At 38.4% G+C, this 17,308-nt stretch carries 14 protein-coding genes and 2 riboswitches; of the genes, 10 read left to right on the top strand and 4 right to left on the bottom strand.

Going from position 1 to position 17,308, the window contains the following annotated elements; genetic code table 11:
• Window positions 1-14: 14 nt before the first annotated feature.
• The 4 genes from FZC40_RS04030 to FZC40_RS04015 all read left to right on the top strand — a co-directional run bounded on the left by FZC40_RS04030 (window position 15) and on the right by FZC40_RS04015 (window position 4,556).
• A complete protein-coding gene (locus FZC40_RS04030; protein ID WP_148602624.1) occupies window positions 15-689 on the top strand; it encodes a response regulator transcription factor in 675 nt (224 codons plus the stop codon).
• A gap of 1 nt (window position 690) precedes the next feature.
• Window positions 691-1,707 (top strand): sensor histidine kinase, encoded by a 1,017-nt coding sequence (locus FZC40_RS04025; RefSeq protein WP_148602623.1) that lies wholly within the window; start codon window positions 691-693, stop codon window positions 1,705-1,707.
• A 103-nt stretch (window positions 1,708-1,810) separates the two neighbouring features.
• Complete coding sequence (locus FZC40_RS04020; protein ID WP_148602622.1) at window positions 1,811-2,578, top strand: ABC transporter ATP-binding protein; 768 nt, start codon at window positions 1,811-1,813, stop codon at window positions 2,576-2,578.
• Window positions 2,571-4,556: an ABC transporter permease gene (locus tag FZC40_RS04015; RefSeq protein ID WP_148602621.1), complete on the top strand. Its 1,986-nt coding sequence runs from the start codon at window positions 2,571-2,573 to the stop codon at window positions 4,554-4,556. The genes FZC40_RS04020 and FZC40_RS04015 overlap by 8 nt, the downstream gene beginning before the upstream one ends.
• Window positions 4,557-4,586: 30 nt before the next feature.
• Here FZC40_RS04015 and FZC40_RS04010 read toward each other — a convergent pair whose 3' ends face one another.
• The 4 genes from FZC40_RS04010 to FZC40_RS03995 all read right to left on the bottom strand — a co-directional run bounded on the left by FZC40_RS04010 (window position 4,587) and on the right by FZC40_RS03995 (window position 10,592).
• A complete protein-coding gene (locus FZC40_RS04010; RefSeq protein ID WP_148602620.1) occupies window positions 4,587-4,826 on the bottom strand; it encodes a hypothetical protein in 240 nt (79 codons plus the stop codon).
• Between the two features lie 11 nt (window positions 4,827-4,837).
• Window positions 4,838-7,513: a magnesium-translocating P-type ATPase gene (gene mgtA, locus FZC40_RS04005; protein WP_148602619.1), complete on the bottom strand. Its 2,676-nt coding sequence runs from the start codon at window positions 7,511-7,513 to the stop codon at window positions 4,838-4,840.
• A gap of 307 nt (window positions 7,514-7,820) precedes the next feature.
• Window positions 7,821-7,979: riboswitch (M-box (ykoK) riboswitch) on the bottom strand.
• A 219-nt stretch (window positions 7,980-8,198) separates the two neighbouring features.
• Window positions 8,199-9,296: an LCP family protein gene (locus tag FZC40_RS04000; protein ID WP_207706697.1), complete on the bottom strand. Its 1,098-nt coding sequence runs from the start codon at window positions 9,294-9,296 to the stop codon at window positions 8,199-8,201.
• A 120-nt stretch (window positions 9,297-9,416) separates the two neighbouring features.
• Entirely contained in the window at window positions 9,417-10,592 is a 1,176-nt protein-coding gene (locus FZC40_RS03995) for an LCP family protein (protein WP_148602617.1), read from the bottom strand.
• 476 nt (window positions 10,593-11,068) lie between these two features.
• Here FZC40_RS03995 and FZC40_RS03990 point away from each other — a divergent pair, with 476 nt between their 5' ends.
• The 6 genes from FZC40_RS03990 (at window position 11,069) to FZC40_RS03965 (ending at window position 17,274) form a co-directional block, all read left to right on the top strand.
• The gene (locus tag FZC40_RS03990) at window positions 11,069-11,557 is read left to right on the top strand and encodes a hypothetical protein (protein WP_207724216.1); all 489 of its coding nucleotides are present in this window, start codon (window positions 11,069-11,071) and stop codon (window positions 11,555-11,557) included.
• Between the two features lie 274 nt (window positions 11,558-11,831).
• Window positions 11,832-12,611, top strand: coding sequence for a COG4705 family protein (locus FZC40_RS03985; RefSeq protein WP_148602616.1), 780 nt, complete (start codon window positions 11,832-11,834; stop codon window positions 12,609-12,611).
• A gap of 186 nt (window positions 12,612-12,797) precedes the next feature.
• On the top strand, window positions 12,798-14,519 hold the full coding sequence (locus FZC40_RS03980) for a bifunctional lysylphosphatidylglycerol flippase/synthetase MprF (protein WP_148602615.1): 1,722 nt from the start codon (window positions 12,798-12,800) through the stop codon (window positions 14,517-14,519).
• 118 nt (window positions 14,520-14,637) lie between these two features.
• Window positions 14,638-14,818, top strand: a riboswitch (cobalamin riboswitch).
• A gap of 270 nt (window positions 14,819-15,088) precedes the next feature.
• The gene (locus FZC40_RS03975) at window positions 15,089-15,856 is read left to right on the top strand and encodes an energy-coupling factor ABC transporter permease (RefSeq protein WP_148602614.1); all 768 of its coding nucleotides are present in this window, start codon (window positions 15,089-15,091) and stop codon (window positions 15,854-15,856) included.
• Entirely contained in the window at window positions 15,840-16,190 is a 351-nt protein-coding gene (locus tag FZC40_RS03970; protein WP_148602613.1) for an energy-coupling factor ABC transporter substrate-binding protein, read from the top strand. Before FZC40_RS03975 ends, FZC40_RS03970 begins: the two co-directional genes overlap by 17 nt.
• A gap of 250 nt (window positions 16,191-16,440) precedes the next feature.
• Window positions 16,441-17,274, top strand: coding sequence for an energy-coupling factor ABC transporter ATP-binding protein (locus tag FZC40_RS03965; protein ID WP_148602612.1), 834 nt, complete (start codon window positions 16,441-16,443; stop codon window positions 17,272-17,274).
• Window positions 17,275-17,308 lie beyond the last annotated feature (34 nt).

Below are 17,308 nucleotides of genomic sequence, written 5' to 3'. Positions count from 1 at the left end.
GTTGGGGTGCTGTTATGTATAAAATTCTAATCGTCGAAGACGACGCTATTATTGCCAATTCTATCAAAAAATGCCTGGAAAACTGGGGCTACGATGTGGAGCTGGTTGAAGATTTCAATGGAATCATCGACCAGTTTGTCCGATTTTCACCGCAGCTTGTCCTGATGGATATTGCTCTGCCGCTGTTTAACGGCTATCACTGGTGTACTGAAATAAGAAAGCTGTCCAAAGTGCCGATCATCTTTATTTCATCGAACAGCGACAATATGAATATCGTCATGGCCATGAATATGGGGGGAGATGACTTTATCGCCAAGCCTTTTGATGTGAATGTCTTGGTGGCCAAGGTTCAGGCCATTCTGCGGCGGGCCTATTCTTTTCAGGGCGAGGCCGATTTATTGGAGTACCGGGGAGCTATTTTAAATCTTTCAGATGCCAGCCTGATATTTCAGGAACAAAAGGTGGAGCTGACAAAGAATGATTTCCGGATCCTGAAGATTCTGCTGGAAAACAAAGGAAAAGTGGTTTCCCGGGATCAGATGATGACCCGCTTATGGGATGACAACTGCTTTGTGGATGATAATACGTTAACCGTGAACATTGCCCGGCTAAGAAAAAAGCTGGATGAGGCTGGGCTGACTGAATTTATCACAACGAAAAAGGGCAGCGGTTATCTGGTGGAGGATTGAGATGGAAGATTCATTGGGATCAGTTATTGTTTCTTATTTAAAAGCACGGATTAGGGTGATTTTAGCTTTTGTGCTGTTTATCTTTATTTTTGCAATTGTCTATTTTTTATACCAGATTAACCTGGAACCGCTTGTTTACAGCATTCAATTGATAGGAGCGCTGGCTCTTGTTTTGGGGGTGTGGGATTTCAGCAGTTATTATAAAAAACTGCATCGCATGAGAGAATTCAGAGAAGCCATTTTAGTGGAAATGAAGCCATTGCCCAAACCGAAAGACGAAATTGAAGAAGTATATCAAAAAGCTATCAGGGTCCTGGTGGACAGCCGGTTTGAGCTGATCGTTCAGGCTAAAAACAATCAGAAAGAACTGAATGACTATTATACTTTGTGGGCCCATCAGATTAAGACACCAATTTCAGCAATGGATTTGCTACTGCAGACCCAGGCGGAAAAAGCCAGTCCCCCGGCTGAACTGCGACAGGAATTGTTTAAAATCAAGGAATATGTCGAAATGGTTCTTCAGTATCTGAGGCTGGAAAGCATGTCATCAGATCTGATTTTAAAGGAATATGATTTGCTTGCCCTGATTCAGGGAAGTGTCAAAAAATACAGTATTATTTTTATCAATAAGCGGATATCTCTGGAATTGGAAGAAATTGATTGTACGGTGCTTACCGATAAAAAGTGGTTGACGCTGGTTCTTGAACAGATTATTTCCAATGCCTTAAAATATACACCCAAAGGGAAAATATCGATCTACATGAATAAAGATAAAGAGAAAACGCTGGTAATCGAGGACACCGGGGTGGGCATTCATCCTGAAGATATCAATCGGATTTTTGATCGAGGCTTCACGGGGTACAATGGACGAATGGATCAGAAATCGACGGGAATTGGCTTGTATCTCACCAAATCGGTTTTGGATAAGCTGGCTCACACGATCTCGGTGGAATCCCAATTGGGAGTTGGAACAAAAATAGAAATTGATTTATCCAGAAAAAATATCGAATTATTTTAATCTTACAAAACTGTAAGATTAAAACGGGAAATGTAAGCCAGAATTATGGTGGGGCATTTCCCTTTTTATTATACTGAGTATAGTAAAAAGAAGGAGGCCAACAATGAGTCTTTTAGAAGTAAAAAGTTTGCAAAAAATTTATACCACCCGTTTTGGTGGAAATCAGGTTCAGGCTTTGAGTAATGTCAGCTTTTCGGTGGAAAATGGCGAATATCTGGCAATTATGGGAGAATCGGGTTCGGGGAAAACAACCCTTTTGAATATTCTGGCGTCTCTCGACAAGCCTACCGGGGGTGAAGTCTTTCTCGATGGAAATAATATCGTAAAAATCAAGGACAGTGAAATCTCAGCTTTTCGTCGGGACAATTTAGGCTTTGTTTTTCAGGATTTTAATTTGCTGGATACTTTTTCTATTCAGGATAATATATTTCTGCCCTTAGTTCTATCTCAAAAGCCCTATGAAGAAATGAATAAACGCCTCAAACCGCTTTCAAAAAAACTGGGGATTGATGAAATCCTTGCCAAATACCCTTATGAGATTTCCGGCGGTCAAAAACAACGAACAGCGGTGGCAAGGGCTCTGATAACCAACCCAAAGCTGATCCTGGCGGATGAACCCACCGGTGCATTGGATTCAAAGGCGGCAATGAATCTCTTGAAGATTTTTTCAGAAATCAATGAGGCCGGCCAGACGATTTTAATGGTAACCCACAGTATTGCCGCGGCAAGTCATGCTAAACGGGTACTTTTTATTAAAGACGGAGAAATCTACAACCAGATTTATCGGGGATCCATGAATAATGATGAGATGTATCAAAAGATTTCCATGACCCTCACGGTGCTGGCAACAGGGGGTGTGAAGGGTGAATAAAATATTTTACCCCAAATTGGCCCTTACCAATCTGAAAAAAAATGCGGATACTTACGTACCCTATATTCTAACCTGCATCGGTTCGATTATCGCTTTTTATACCATGATTTCCTTCTATGGAAACAAAGGGCTGGATGAGATGCCGGGTTCGATAAATCTAAAGACAATCCTATTTTTGGGAACGATTGTGATTGGTATCTTTTCAACGATTTTTCTGTTTTACACCAACAGCTTTTTAATTAAGCGGCGAAAAAAGGAATTGGGACTGTACAGTATACTGGGTATGGAAAAGAAACACATCGCCCGGGTTTTGTTTTATGAAACAGTTGTAGTGACGATAGTCAGCCTTACGCTGGGATTATTGGGAGGGATCTTAATTGGGAAACTATTATATTTACTACTGCTAAAATTGCTTCATTTTACAACGCCCATTCAATTTTATATTGATGGACGGGGACTGCTTATTACGGCTGGAATTTTTCTGGCCATCTTTTTTCTGACCCTGTTAACTAATTTTCTTCAGGTTAAAATGGCTAATCCCATCAATCTTCTGAAAGGGGGAGAACAAGGGGAAAAAGAACCGAAATCCTCATGGATTGTGACACTTTTCGGGATCATCTCGCTGGGCATTGGTTATGGAATCGCCTTGACGGTAAAATCTCCTATTGAAGCTATTTTATTGTTCTTTGTAGCTGTGATTTTTGTAATTATTGGAACCTATGCACTTTTTACGTCTGGCAGCATTGCCTTGCTAAAAGTTCTAAAAAAGAATAAAAGCTTCTATTATCAATCCCGTAATTTTATTTCCGTTTCCGGGATGATTTACCGAATGAAGCAAAACGCAGTGGGCTTGGCCAATATCTGTATTTTGTCCACCATGGTGTTGGTGACGATTTCTACCACGGTATCTTTGTATGTTGGTCAGGAAAATATGATGCGGGATCAATATCATTTTGATATGCTCTTTGTTGGTGAAAATACCGGAAATGATGAAGCTTTGGTAGATGAGTCGATCCAGAAAACAGCGGAGCAGACGGGTGTCAATCCGATTGACCAGATCAATCTTCGACTTGGAAATTTGACCGCTTTTTTAGAAGGCGATCACTTTATGCCTGATCTCGTCGCTAAAGAAGACAAGGATACCAATTATTACACCACAAAAACTGATGTATGGTTGATTCCGTTAGAGGACTATAATAAAATGAGTGACACGGCTACGGCTTTAAACGAAAATGAAGTGATGATCTTTTCGGTAGGCGATAATTACAATCAGAAAACCATGACTTTTGGCGACCGTAGTTTTTCGGTAAAAGAGAATCTCCAGACATTTCCGCTGAATAATAAGAAAACTGAACTGGTTGGAAAAACCTGTTATATTATTGTAAAAGACGAAGGGGTTATCGCGGATATTCAAAATAATCTGTATCCTGATAATACTAGTAAGTCCTTATTATTTGGAAAATTCTTTAATCTGGAAGGAAATGATGAAACGAAACTCGCTTTTTCGGAAAATGTTTTTCAACAAGTTGAAGGAATTAACCCGGATATCGATAAGGCAAGTTACTATGTCTCGCTAACGGAATGGTACTCCATTTTTGGCGGCTTCTTATTCCTCGGTGTTTTTCTGGGAACATTGTTTATGATGGCCACGGTACTGATTATTTATTTCAAACAGATTTCCGAAGGCTATGAGGATCGGGATCGCTTTGAAATCATGCAGAAGGTGGGAATGGATAAAGCCGAGGTTAAAAAAACAATTGGAAAGCAGATTCTGATGGTGTTTTTCCTGCCTCTGGCGGGAGCAACCATTCATGTTGCCTTTGCCTTCCGGGTGATGGCAAAAATGCTGGCAGCCTTCAGGCTCACCGATACCGGACTGATTTTAATTTGCACGATTGTAGTGACATTAATCTACGCGTTAATCTATGCTCTGGTATATTGGTGGACCGCAAAAGCTTATTATAAGCTGGTAAAATAGAGATGTGAATGGACGCGAATATGAATTTAATTACCGTTTGGAGGTCTTGTGTTTTGATTGTTTAAGATGTTTCCGCTTCCTCTTGATGACAAACGAGGCAATCAAGGCCACCGGAAAAAGCAGAACACTAAAGATGTACCATTTTAAAAAATTGCGGCCTTTTTCATAAGCTTTAATAGCTGGATAGGTCGAAAAAAGGCCTAAAAGCATCAAGCCGCAGGTTCCGAATAGACCGATCGCCACATAGATATTGCTTTCTATTATTATCATTTTCCTGCTCCTTAAAGTAATTCGCCATAGCGTTTTCGATACATGGTTTTAAGAAAGGTTGCAAGCATCATATAGCATAAGATCATTCCGAAAAGACAGGGGAAATAAATGAGTGGCATGCCGGACATACGCAGGGATTCTCCGAATGGCGAATAGGGAATAATGGTTCCGATTATGATGGCAAGAGTGGTGGTAAATAAAACTGGCCATGAGGCCCGACTTTGGATAAATGGAATTTTAGGGGTGCGAATCATATGAATAACAAGGGTTTGTGACCAAAGGCTTTCCACAAACCAACCAGCATTAAAGAGCGAAGCAAACAGAATGTTATCAACACCGGGTGCTCCATAGGCACCACCGGCAACAGCCGGGCAGATAATAAAGAACATAATAATAAAGGTTATCACATCAAACACTGAACTGGTTGGTCCGATCCAGATCATGAATTTTCCGATCGATGAAGCATCCCACTTTCGAGGTTTCTTCAGATAATCTTTATCCATGTTATCCCAAGGAATTGAAATGCAGGAGATATCATAGATGAGATTTAATAAAATGATCTGCACCGGCAGCATCGGTAAGAAAGGTAAAAACGCACTTGCAGCAACAACCGAAAACATATTACCGAAATTTGAGCTGGCGGTCATTTTAATATATTTGATGATATTGCCAAATGTTTTTCGACCTTCAATAATCCCATCTTTCAGGACCATCAAATCTTTTTCAAGAAGAATGATATCAGCCGATTCCTTGGCAACATCAACCGCCGTATCCACTGAAATTCCGACATCAGATTCACGCATCGCAGCGGCATCGTTGATGCCGTCACCCATAAAACCGACAACGTGGCCGTTTTTTCGGAGAATTCGAACAATCCTGGTTTTTTGCTGGGGCGATAGTTTGGCAAAGACACTGGTGGATTCCACTTCTTTAGCAAGTAATTCATCATCCATTTGATCAATATTCGAACCGAGGAGTAGATTTTCAGCTTTCAAACCTACTTTTTTGCAGATACACTGGGTCACCGCATCATTATCACCGGTCAGTACTTTGACAGTAACACCATATTTTTTTAGCGCCTTGATCGCTGCGCGAGTGGTTTCTTTGGGGGGGTCCAGAAAAGCAAGGTAACCCATCAGGACCATATCGGTTTCGTCTTTTACAGAAAAAACACTTTCAACCGAGGGGTTGTTTTTCTGGGCAACGGCAATCACACGCATCCCCGACTTGTTTAATTTTTTAACGGTCTTAAGGATTTTATGGCGAATTAAATCGGTGATCGGCTCCACATTACCTTTATATTCAGCGTGGGAAGAAATGGCTAGCATTTCTTCAACGGCACCTTTTGTAATGAGCTGGGTTTTGTCGAGTTCATCCCTAATTACGACACTCATCCTGCGGCGATTGAAATCAAACGGGATTTCATCTACCTTGACGTATTTTTGTTTAAGTGATTGATAGGGTTCTTGATCAGCACGGTCTAAAATGGCGACATCCATGAGATTTTTAAGTCCGGTTTGATAAAAACTATTTAGAAAAGCATGGCGCAGGACGCGTTCATCTTCGTTACCATGAATATCAAGATGATATTCCAAAACAACCTTATCTTGTGTTAATGTTCCCGTTTTATCGGTACATAATATATCCATGGCGCCAAAGTTCTGAATGGAATTAAGATTTTTGACCACGGTCTTTTTCTTTGCCAGGGCAACGGCACCTTTGGCGAGATTGGTGGTGACAATCATCGGCAGCATCTCGGGTGTTAGTCCAACCGCAACAGAAAGTGCAAACATAAAGGCTTCAAGCCAGTCGCCCTTGGTAAAACCGTTCAGGAAGAAAACAATCGGGAGCATAAACATCATAAAACGAATCAGCACCCAGGAGACGGAATTAATACCTTTATCAAAGCTGGTGACAACTTTTTTTCCGGTAATCGATTTGGCCATTGAGCCAAAACAGGTATAGTCACCGGTTGCCAGCACAATACAGGTTGCCGAGCCACTAACAACATTTGTGCCCATAAAGGCGAGATTTGCCAATTCCAGGGGGTTATCCACCGATGCTCCTGGGGTGACACATTTTTCAACCGGCTCACTTTCACCGGTGAGTGCGGACTGGCTGATAAATAAATCTTTAGAGGCAATGATTCGAACATCCGCGGGGATCATATCACCGGCGGCTAAATAAACAATATCGCCAGGGACAATTTCAGAGAGTCTAATTTCTTTTTTACCTTCGCCCTTACGTTCAACAGCTGCCGTTGTATAAACCAATGCCTTGAGCTTTTCAGCGGCCTGATTTGAACGTGTCTCCTGAATAAACCGCAGCAGTCCGCTGATGGTTACCATTAAGGTAATAACAATAACCGTTCGATAGTTTCGATCTTCAGGTGAAACTAAAATGACGTCGGTAAAGATTGATATCAGGGCAAGGACAAAAAGAACAATGGTAAAGGGATTGACAAAAGCACCAATCAGTCTTGATAGCAGGGATTCTTGTTTTTCCTGAGAAATTTCATTGCTGCCGTATTGATCTCTCAATATTTCAGCAGCATCTTCGCTGTAGCCACAAATAGAGGCCTTCATTTCGTTTAAAAGAGTCGCTTCATCCATGCGACTTGCTTGAATCAGTTTTTCTGTTATTGGGGAAACAGAATTTATCACCGTTTGATTTATTTTCTTTTTCATTGTCTTACCTCCCAGTAAAGTTTATTTGGGCCATAACTGTTTAAAGTTTTAGGAGTAAAGACATAAAACAAAAGCGTATTCGTATCGTGTGGGGTTAGCAAGAAGAACAGATGGAGAAATAGTTGCTGTTCTGATAGTCCTCGATACTTTGCCGTTCAGGTTCTATGCCGCTACTATGATCTGAATCCATTCTTTTCACCACCTTTTACTTTCAATTTAATTAGGATCTATTACGGTTATTCAAAAAATAAAAAATCCCTTACCACAATAAATCGGCAAGAGATAAAAATTCGCACAAAAAATATGCAAGAAACTATATCCGTTCAAGCTTTAGCATCGCAGGGCAGTGAAATTGCATTAGATTATGCCTTGAATCGACATAAACTGCTAACCTTCTCATAGTGTCTCCACTATTCCGCGGTAGCAACCCGTATCCCTGCGGTAGCCTCACCTACCGTATTTATCCTATATCTTTGATGAGAATATCACTTATTAACGGCGATGTCAACCTGCAAGTGTAAATTTAACATATTTCAAATATGAACTTTGTGATAATGATTGATATCATTATCTGTGATAGCTTAGAAGTTTTCATGTGCGACTTGCTATAAATCACGCTGTTATGTTTTAAACGAATTAATTAGAAGAAAGAGGGATCGTGGTTTTTAAAAAGACTGTAATTTCTTTAGTAGCCAACATACGATGAAATAGCGGCACTGATTTTAAGAAGTCCATCCGTTGGTACATAAGGTGTATCAGTACTAGTTGAACTGTTGGTATTGCTCGTAATATTCGTACTGCTACTATTATCGGGACTTGATGTGGTTCCATCGGTTGGTGTGGTTTGTTGAGAACCATAAATAAATGAATGAAGTGCAATCGCATTATCTGCCAGACTGGTTGGTACCACATAGGAAACACTGTTAATCATGTCATCGCGAACAAATTGATCTGTAGGTACACGGAACTCCAAGAATTGCTTGTTCGTTGATGCTAAGTAAGCCTTGGTATAAGTAGTGATTTCTTTAACGGAAAGGGTTGTTTTAATATAGGGGTAAACCTTGGTTAAGAGGTTTACGTCTGTAAGTATGTCAACATTAAAAGCTTTTTTAACTATTTGTTCAACAACCTCACGTTGACGTTGGGTACGTTCATAATCATTATCACTATAGCGATTTCTTGCATAAGCCAGCGCCTGTACACCGGTAACGGTTTGGGGACCAATAGCAGTAAGGTAGGGATCTTTTCTTCCAACTTTATCATTGACATCATCAATATATTTATTAGTCCAGTCGAGGACTTCCTGGTTTTTGACATTAATTTCAACACCGCCAAGGGTATCTACTATATCCACCATGGCATCAAAATTAACAACTACATAGTCGGTGATGTTTAGATCAAAGTTTTGGTTTAATGTTTTAACAGTCAGCTCTGGGCCACCATAGGAGTAAGAAGCATTGATTTTATCAAATGATTGATTGGTATTATTGGTTGCAGGAATCTGAACCAACAAGTCTCGCATGACGGAGGTAACTTTTATAGAGCCGTCTTTAAAATCCAATGAAACAATCATAATAGTATCTGATCGATCACCTTCGATATCACTTCTACCATCAATGCCAAAAACGGCAATATTGACAGTATCGAGATTTAAATTATTATTTGTATTTAGATTGGTTGTATCCGGTTCAGGTGCCGAAACCATCTCACTCGCTTGGATAATGGTGTTAAAGCCATAAATCAATCCAGTGCCAACGAGTAAGAATGCCAGAAAGAGGGTCACAAAAACTATTTTTTGCTTCATAAATATTCCTTTCGACTTATGAGTTCCATCTACTCAAGTAGAATCATACAAATTTTAACGTATTTGTATCAAGTGTCATGTTATTGTGGTCCATCTGGATTAATTACTTGAACTTTTAAGTGTGACAGCAATTTTTTTACTGATGTTATTGGCTGTGGTTGAAGGGGTATAGTTAGTTTCATAGATAAATGAGTAGAAGGCTTTGATGTTGTCAACCAGAGTATTTGGGATAACATAAGAAACACCATCAATATTTTCCAGCGCATTTGCATCATCGGTTGGCAGTCGATTCTGTTCAATATTCTTATTTGGCATCAGGGCAAGATTTGCGGCATATTTAATGAGTTCAGGTGTTGTCAATGAAGTTTTTATATAGGGAAGTGTTCCCATAAGAAGCTTATATTGATCGATCAAATTAAGGTCAAATGCTTTTGATAAAACCTGCTCAAAGACTGTCCGTTGCCGAAGCGTTCGATCAAAGTCACCATCACCGACATAACGTACTCGACAGTAGGCCAGGGCTTGTGAGCCATCTACTACTTGAGATCCTGTATTTTTTAATGGGGGTGAGGCAGTGTTTACTTTGTCGTTGACATCAATCAGATATTCGTTAACCCAATCCAGTTCATCCTGAGATTCAATATCAATGGTGATTCCTCCAACAGCATTTACCATGAAGACCATGGCAGTAAAATCAATGGTAACATAGTCAGTAATGGCGGTGTCATAATTCTGATTAATGGTTTGCATGGCCAGTGTTGGCCCACCATAAGAATAGGCAGCATTGATTTTATCATAGCCATATTGATCGTTCACATAAACATAAGTGTCACGCATTAGAGAGGTCACTTTAATTTTACTATGTTCGTAGTCGGCTGAGGCAATCATAATGGTGTCGGTACGATTACCTTGAACATCATCACGACCATCAACACCAAAAACAGCAACATTGACAATTTTGTGTTGCTTGGCCATGGTAGCTGCTTCAGAGCTGATGCCATAATTACTGAGATTTCCAGGAAGATCATCAACAGATCCCAGGAAAAATGCATTAACACCAAAACAAGTCCCAACAAAGATGAAAGCAATTATAACAATCGTTTTAAAGAATTTTTTAAAACCACCTTTTCGTTTGGTCTTTTTATTATTTTTAAGACTGACCGGAGGTCTCACAACAGATTGAGAAATTTTCTTTTGATTTGAAGACTCTCTTTTTTGAGGCAGGGGTGAGCTGTTGCGCCTGTTTTCAATAACACTTTTTTTTCGTTTGTTCAATATTGATACCTCACTTGGAAATATTTAACAATAAGCTAAATTTTATAAAGCGGTGTAGATTTGCAAATATTATGAAATGGGGATAGTATAAAGTTGCAAATAAATATGAAAATGATTTCATCATGCTCGGAATATTTAATTGCAATTTGCTGATTATAACATATTTCTCAATAATGTACATAAAATATTTTCAAAATTGGAATTTCGATAACATTTTGATGTAATAATTCAACATGATTATTCTGAAAATTAATAATGATGGTTTAAAATAATAGATTATTAAATTTAAAATATATTGTAAAATAAACAAATAATAAATAAAGTGCTTGTATAATCAAATTGAGAAGAGTAGAAAAATGATTTCGACTGAAAATGATTGGATAAGTATGAAGAGTAAACAATATTTAGCGAAATATTGTTCAATGATTGCAAATTTCTGAAATCGATTCAAGAATAGAATCAAAGGGGGAATTACTGTGAAAACAATAAAAAAAAACAGCCATTTAACCAATCCGAAAATTAAAAATTTAGGGTGTAAACCAGATTCCATTAGAAAATTCAAGAAACATCCCCATGTCATTCATCCAAATGACATAATAAGCAAGGATCGAAAAGGCCTAGCTAAGTTCAATTTTTGGCTGGCAGTGAAAATTACCAATGGTGTTGGCACGATGTGGTGCGCCTATGCTTTCTTTCTTCTTGACCTGTTAATGCTGCCACCCGTTCTTCAGGCTAACAATATAATGATTTGGGTGACCTATATTGCCCAAACGGTTCTGCAATTGGTGCTTTTGCCCATCATCATGGTGGGGCAGAATGTGATCCAGGCTCAAAATGAAGCGAAAGCCGATACTGACCACAAAACATTGACTTACCTAAGTATTTTACAGGATGAGCAGATGCAGGAACTAAAAAATCAAACTAAAATTTTGCTGGATCTTCAAGAAGTTTTATCAAAGAAATAGTCATAATTGGAAAGATAAACATGTGTAGAAACAGAATTCAAAAAACCTGATAGATTATAATTGAATTGAGAATGATAAGACTTAAGCGTCTGGGAATCGTGCCATTAAACTGTTTGATCGTTTTTTATACTTTATATAAGAACTTACTAACTAAGTAAAACAACTGTGTAATGGCAGGAAGTTCAGCAATATGGTGAAAAGGGGCACAAAACGAAAACGAAATCAAAAAACAAAAGAAATGTCGACCTAATATTACTATAAATGAGAAGTGAGTATGAATAAAAATGTATTTCACCCAAAATATGAAGCAAAACCAATCTTAAATAAAGTTCCGGAGATTACATTATTCTTTTGGATAATTAAAATTTTGACTACGGGAATGGGTGAAGTAACATCGGATTACTTAGCTACCCATATTGATCCAGTGATAGCAGTAGCTGTTACTGGACTTTGTCTAATATCAGCATTGGCAGTACAATTATCAATACGTAAATATGTAGCTTGGATTTACTGGTTGAATGTAGTCATGGTAAGTATTTTCGGTACGATGGCTGCAGATGTTTTACATGTAGGTTTCGGAATACCATATTTAGTGTCAACAATGTTTTTTGTGATCGCACTGACAATTATTTTTATCACCTGGTATGTGAGCGAGAAGACCCTGTCCATACATAGCATTTTCACTCGTCGTCGTGAGCTTTTTTACTGGGCAACAGTATTGACCACTTTCGCACTTGGCACTGCGGCCGGAGATATGACGGCCACAACCATGAATTTAGGCTATTTCTTCTCTGGAGTGATTTTTGCTAGTTTGATCGCAATACCAGCTATAGGCTATTGGAAGTTTGGTTTAAATGAGATATTTGCTTTCTGGTTCGCATACATTCTTACCCGACCATTAGGTGCTTCATTTGCAGACTGGATGGGGGTTCCAGTTAGTCGCGGTGGTCTTGGAATTGGTACTGGTGTAGTCAGTTTAGGATTAACAATAATAATATTTTGTCTTGTTGGATACATGGCTCTTACACGTAAAGATATTAAGGAAAATGAATAAAAATCAATGCCGAGGGCAGCTTGAATTTCAAAGAAAAAGATTTAAGACGAGAAATGTACTTTATATGGTATTATTATTTTCGAAATAATTTATCCGAGAAGTGTGGGGAATCCCCACACTTTTCGTTTGCAAATTGGATTTAACCGATTTAGTTTAACCGGTAAGGTTTGAAGGGGTATTAAAAATATGAATACATTCATCAGAAGACAAATTCAAAATTTTGCTATTTTTCTTTTAGTAATCATTGGATTTGGAAATTTGCTTGCAGCATTGCCTTTGAAATTTGCTAAAGCGTTTGAACATTTATATGGCAATGTGATCGATCCGAATGCTGCCGCAATTCACGGAGTATTGTCTTTTTTACTCGGAGCGCTGATGCTTCTGCTGGCTTACAGTTTGTATAAAAGGGTTCGTAATGCCTGGATTCTTGAGGTCATTGTTATTTTTGCAGCTTTGGTTTTAGAGATTGGACATTTTCATAAATTTTCGGTTCCGATTGTTATTATCGAGTTATTTGTTCTGTTTGTGTTAGTGTTTTCTTATAAGGACTTTTCTAGATTACCCAACCGAGTAACCCTGAAATGGGCTTTTATATTTGTTGGGATTTCGTTTGTGTTACTGATTGCAAATGCTTCGCTTGGTTTGTATATCATGAGACCGCATATTAATGATGTGCATACCATTTATAACGCTTTGTTGGGTTCAGTGAATTTACTGATTTTTATGGATACTTCGGTATTGGATATAAAGAATAATGTGGGGCAAATATATGCGGATTCTTTAATAAGTATAAACTGGATTTGCATTTTTGCTTCGGCATTGCTTCTTATGAAGCCGCTGGTATATGATTATATCCATGATAAACATGATAAGGAAAGGGTCCGGAAAATTGTGCTTAAACATGGACAAAACCCGATGTCTTATCTGTCTCTTGAAAATGATAAACGTTATTTTTTCAGTAAAGATGTTAAAGGCGTTTGTTCCTATACCATTGTGGGCAAGGTTTTAGTGTGTTGTGGAGATATTATCTGTGACAAAAAAGATGGCTTCATTTTTTTGACTGAACTGATAACATTTGCCAGGCAAAACGGTCTCGATATTTTATTCCTCAATGTGACTGAGTATTTTCTTGATTTATATAAAACGGCTCAGTTTGGCATTGTAAAATATGGAGAAGATGCCTGTTTTAATCTGTCTGAATACAGTCTTGCGGGAGGAAAAGTGGCAAAGGTCAGGGCCGCAATAAACCATGCTAATAAGGCGGGAATTACGGTTACGGAATATCAACCGAAAATAGCGCATAATCTTGAAATAGAAAAGGAAATATTTGAAATATCCGAAGAATGGTTTAGGAGCAAAAAGATTTCGGAAATGACTTTTATGCTTGGCGGCATTGGGCTTGACGATCCCCTTGACCGACGATATTTCTATGCCCGGGACGCACAAGGAAAAATGCTTGGGTTTGCGGTCTTCTTACCGTATTTAAATGGATCCAGTTATTTAGTTGATGTTACCAGAAGAAAAAGCGATGCGCCGCAAGGGGTTTTGGAAAAAATTAATTACGAGGCATTTATGGTATTTAAAGGTGAAGGGGTGCAATTAGTCAATATGGGCCTGTCACCTCTCTACAATGTGGCATCAGGAGATAAAATAACGATCAATGAAAAACTTTTCGCCTATGTTTACGACAATATGAATGACTCATATGACTTTAAAGCGCTCCATCATGCAAAAGAAAAGTATGCACCTTCTTATTGGGAAGAGCGATATATTGCCTATTCGCCAAAGCCTTTTTCGCCGCAATATGCTTATGCCATTGTAAAAGTTCAAAATCCCGATAATATTTCTAAACTCGTATTGAACCAACTAAAAACGAAGAAAGAGGAGAAGGACAAAAGTAACAAATAGGTTTTGCACAAAAGATCAAACTTCATATATTTTAGCAGTAAATGATGGGATGTTTTGAAAAAAAATAATTCTGTACATTCAAATAAATCATGTTATAATATATTCATAATTGAATAAGAAATGTATAAATTCATTTAGGATGAATAATTTCATTGAGGAAATCTGGTTAGAATCCAGAACGATCCGGTCACTGTAATTAGTTACGTCTCCTTAATATGTCACTGAGCACGTATTGCTTCGGGAAGGCAAGGAGAATAAAAGCTATAAGTCAGGAAACCTACTAAATTGAAGTGCTGAAGTATCCTTCCAGGGAAAAGGGGAATTAGTAACGTTAATAGAAGTTGATTTTTTGATGTCTTAAATTTATAAATCAATTGATAACTGATAATCAAACCTCTTTTTCTGTAGGAATATAGAAAAAGAGGTTTTTTTTCGAGGTGGCACTCAATTGGTTCAAACAGATTAATCGAATAGATCATAGCGTGATATTGAAATGGACAACATGGAATTCTATATTTTGAGGTTGATAAAAAACATTCGGGGGAAAAAGATGAAAAAAGGTATGAATTATGAAGTTAAGTGAAAAGAGAATCATCACATTAGTTGCAGCCTTTGCATTGGTATTCGGAGTTTATCCAGTTGCCAATGCAATGCACATCATGGAAGGATACCTTCCAGTACAATACTGTATCGTATGGGGTGTTGTCTGTCTGCCATTTCTCGTAAGAGGTTATTTTTCCATCAAAAAAGTAGTTTCGCAGAATCGTAAATCTATTACTTTATTTGCAATGGTTGGAGCGTATATATTCATTATATCATCATTAAAGATTCCATCGGTTACGGGAAGCTGTTCGCATATGACCGGAACTGGATTGGGGGCAATTTTATTTGGACCAACTGCAGTCAGTATTTTAGGTCTGATCGTACTTATCTTTCAAGCAATTTTGTTGGCCCATGGGGGTCTTACAACACTGGGGGCCAATACATTTTCAATGGCCATTGCCGGTCCTTTAGTATCTTATGGAATATATATCTTATGTAAGAAGGTGAAGGTGAATAAGCGTGTGGGTATTTTCCTGGCTGCTTCAATTGGAGATTTGTTTACATATTGTGTGACCAGTTTTCAGTTGGCGGCCGCTTATCCATCCGATAATGGCGGAATAACAGCGTCTTTCCTGAAGTTTCTGGGAGTATTCGCGCCGACTCAGATTCCCCTGGCGATTATTGAAGGGATTCTGACGGTTGTGATTATGATTATGCTGGAGTCTTACGCAACATCGGAACTGATTGATATTGGATATCTGAAAGGGGAAATAAATAATGTCAAAGTCAAATAAAAAGACGATTATTGTTTTATTGTTAATTGTTGTAGTGATTGCAATGGTCCCGTTATTTACATTAAAAGGAGCTGAGTTTGGTGGTTCCGACGATGCGGGAAGTCAAGCAATTTCAGAAATTACAGGAACGGATTACCAGCCATGGTTTACCCCAGTTTTAGAAACATGGATTGGCGGAAAATTACCAGCAGAAGTTGAAAGTCTGATGTTCTCCTTACAGACGGGCCTCGGTGCAGGAGTTTTGTTCTTTTTCCTGGGCAGATATGTAGAAAGAAATAAATGGCAAAAAAAGATCCGTGATAAAGAAGAAGAAACTTATGACTCCCTGAATTGATATAAGGTGAACTGTTGTTTGCTTCACATCAGGATATAACGGTCCGAGCTAATCGTACAGATAGCGGGTATAGAAGTCCAATGTTGAATTCCAATCGGATAGTTATGAAATTATCAGATTGGAATTTTCATGCTCATTACAGGAGCTTTCAACTTTTGGTAGAAATGAGATGAACAACAGTTTCATTTAAATAAAAATAGAAAAATAATCAGTACTTACAAATTGGTACTTGATATAAAGAGGATAGGTTATGAAAGAACCAATTTTAAGGGTCCGTGATTTATACTATGTCTATGGAAATGGACAGATAGGACTGGACGGGGTTAATATTGATATCAATGAAGGTGAAAAGATTGCGGTTATCGGTTCAAATGGAGCTGGTAAATCGACGTTTTTTTTAAATGTGAATGGTGTTTTGAAAGCGGAAAGCGGTGAAATTAGTTATCGGGGGACAATGATTAACAAAAAGAATCTGAAGGAACTGCGGAAAAACATCGGAATTGTTTTTCAGGATGCGGACAATCAGATCATCGCCTCAACCGTTCGGGCCGAGGTCGCATTCGGACCAATGAATTTAAAACTGCCAAAAGAAGAAGTTATAAAAAGGGTTGATGAAGCATTGACCTATATGGATATTATGGATTTCAAAGACCGACCACCCCATTATTTAAGTGGCGGTGAAAAGAAAAAAGTCAGTATTGCAGATATTATTGCGATGAAGTCGGAAATTATAATTTTCGATGAGCCCACGGTGGCATTAGATCCATTAAATGCCGAGATGCTTGAGGTGGTTTTATCCAAATTAAGTCGGGAAGAAAAAACAATCCTGATTTCTACACATGATGTGGATTTTGCCTATCGTTGGGCGGAAAGAATTATTGTGTTCTGCCAGGGGAAGATTATTGCAGATGGATCGCCACTGGAAATCTTTCAAAATGAAGAAGTGCTGAAAAGGTCGAATTTGAAGCAACCCATGTTATTGAATGTGTATGAATCTCTGGTCGAGAAACATCTTATCGCGGATGAAAAAATATATCCCCGAAGTATTGAGGTGTTTCAAAAAATGATTCAAGCGATAAAATAGAAGTATGAAAGATCCACAAAATATAGTAAGAAGG

It is taken from the genome of Acetobacterium tundrae (assembly GCF_008086615.1).
In the GTDB taxonomy this organism is placed as follows: Bacteria; Bacillota; Clostridia; order Eubacteriales; family Eubacteriaceae; genus Acetobacterium; species Acetobacterium tundrae.
The sequence above is the reverse complement of the archived record's forward strand: the minus strand, read 5'-3'. Positions and strand labels throughout refer to the sequence as shown.

Excerpts from the sequence above, each read along its gene's own strand:
- FZC40_RS04030 (WP_148602624.1), top strand. The coding sequence starts at position 15 with ATGTATAAAATTCTAATCGTCGAAGACGACGCTATTATTGCCAATTCT.
- FZC40_RS04025 (WP_148602623.1), top strand. The coding sequence starts at position 691 with ATGGAAGATTCATTGGGATCAGTTATTGTTTCTTATTTAAAAGCACGG.
- FZC40_RS04020 (WP_148602622.1), top strand. The coding sequence starts at position 1,811 with ATGAGTCTTTTAGAAGTAAAAAGTTTGCAAAAAATTTATACCACCCGT.
- FZC40_RS04010 (WP_148602620.1), bottom strand. The coding sequence starts at position 4,826 with ATGATAATAATAGAAAGCAATATCTATGTGGCGATCGGTCTATTCGGA.
- mgtA (WP_148602619.1), bottom strand. The coding sequence starts at position 7,513 with ATGAAAAAGAAAATAAATCAAACGGTGATAAATTCTGTTTCCCCAATA.
- FZC40_RS03985 (WP_148602616.1), top strand. The coding sequence starts at position 11,832 with ATGAATAAAAATGTATTTCACCCAAAATATGAAGCAAAACCAATCTTA.
- FZC40_RS03980 (WP_148602615.1), top strand. The coding sequence starts at position 12,798 with ATGAATACATTCATCAGAAGACAAATTCAAAATTTTGCTATTTTTCTT.
- FZC40_RS03975 (WP_148602614.1), top strand. The coding sequence starts at position 15,089 with ATGAAGTTAAGTGAAAAGAGAATCATCACATTAGTTGCAGCCTTTGCA.
- FZC40_RS03970 (WP_148602613.1), top strand. The coding sequence starts at position 15,840 with ATGTCAAAGTCAAATAAAAAGACGATTATTGTTTTATTGTTAATTGTT.
- FZC40_RS03965 (WP_148602612.1), top strand. The coding sequence starts at position 16,441 with ATGAAAGAACCAATTTTAAGGGTCCGTGATTTATACTATGTCTATGGA.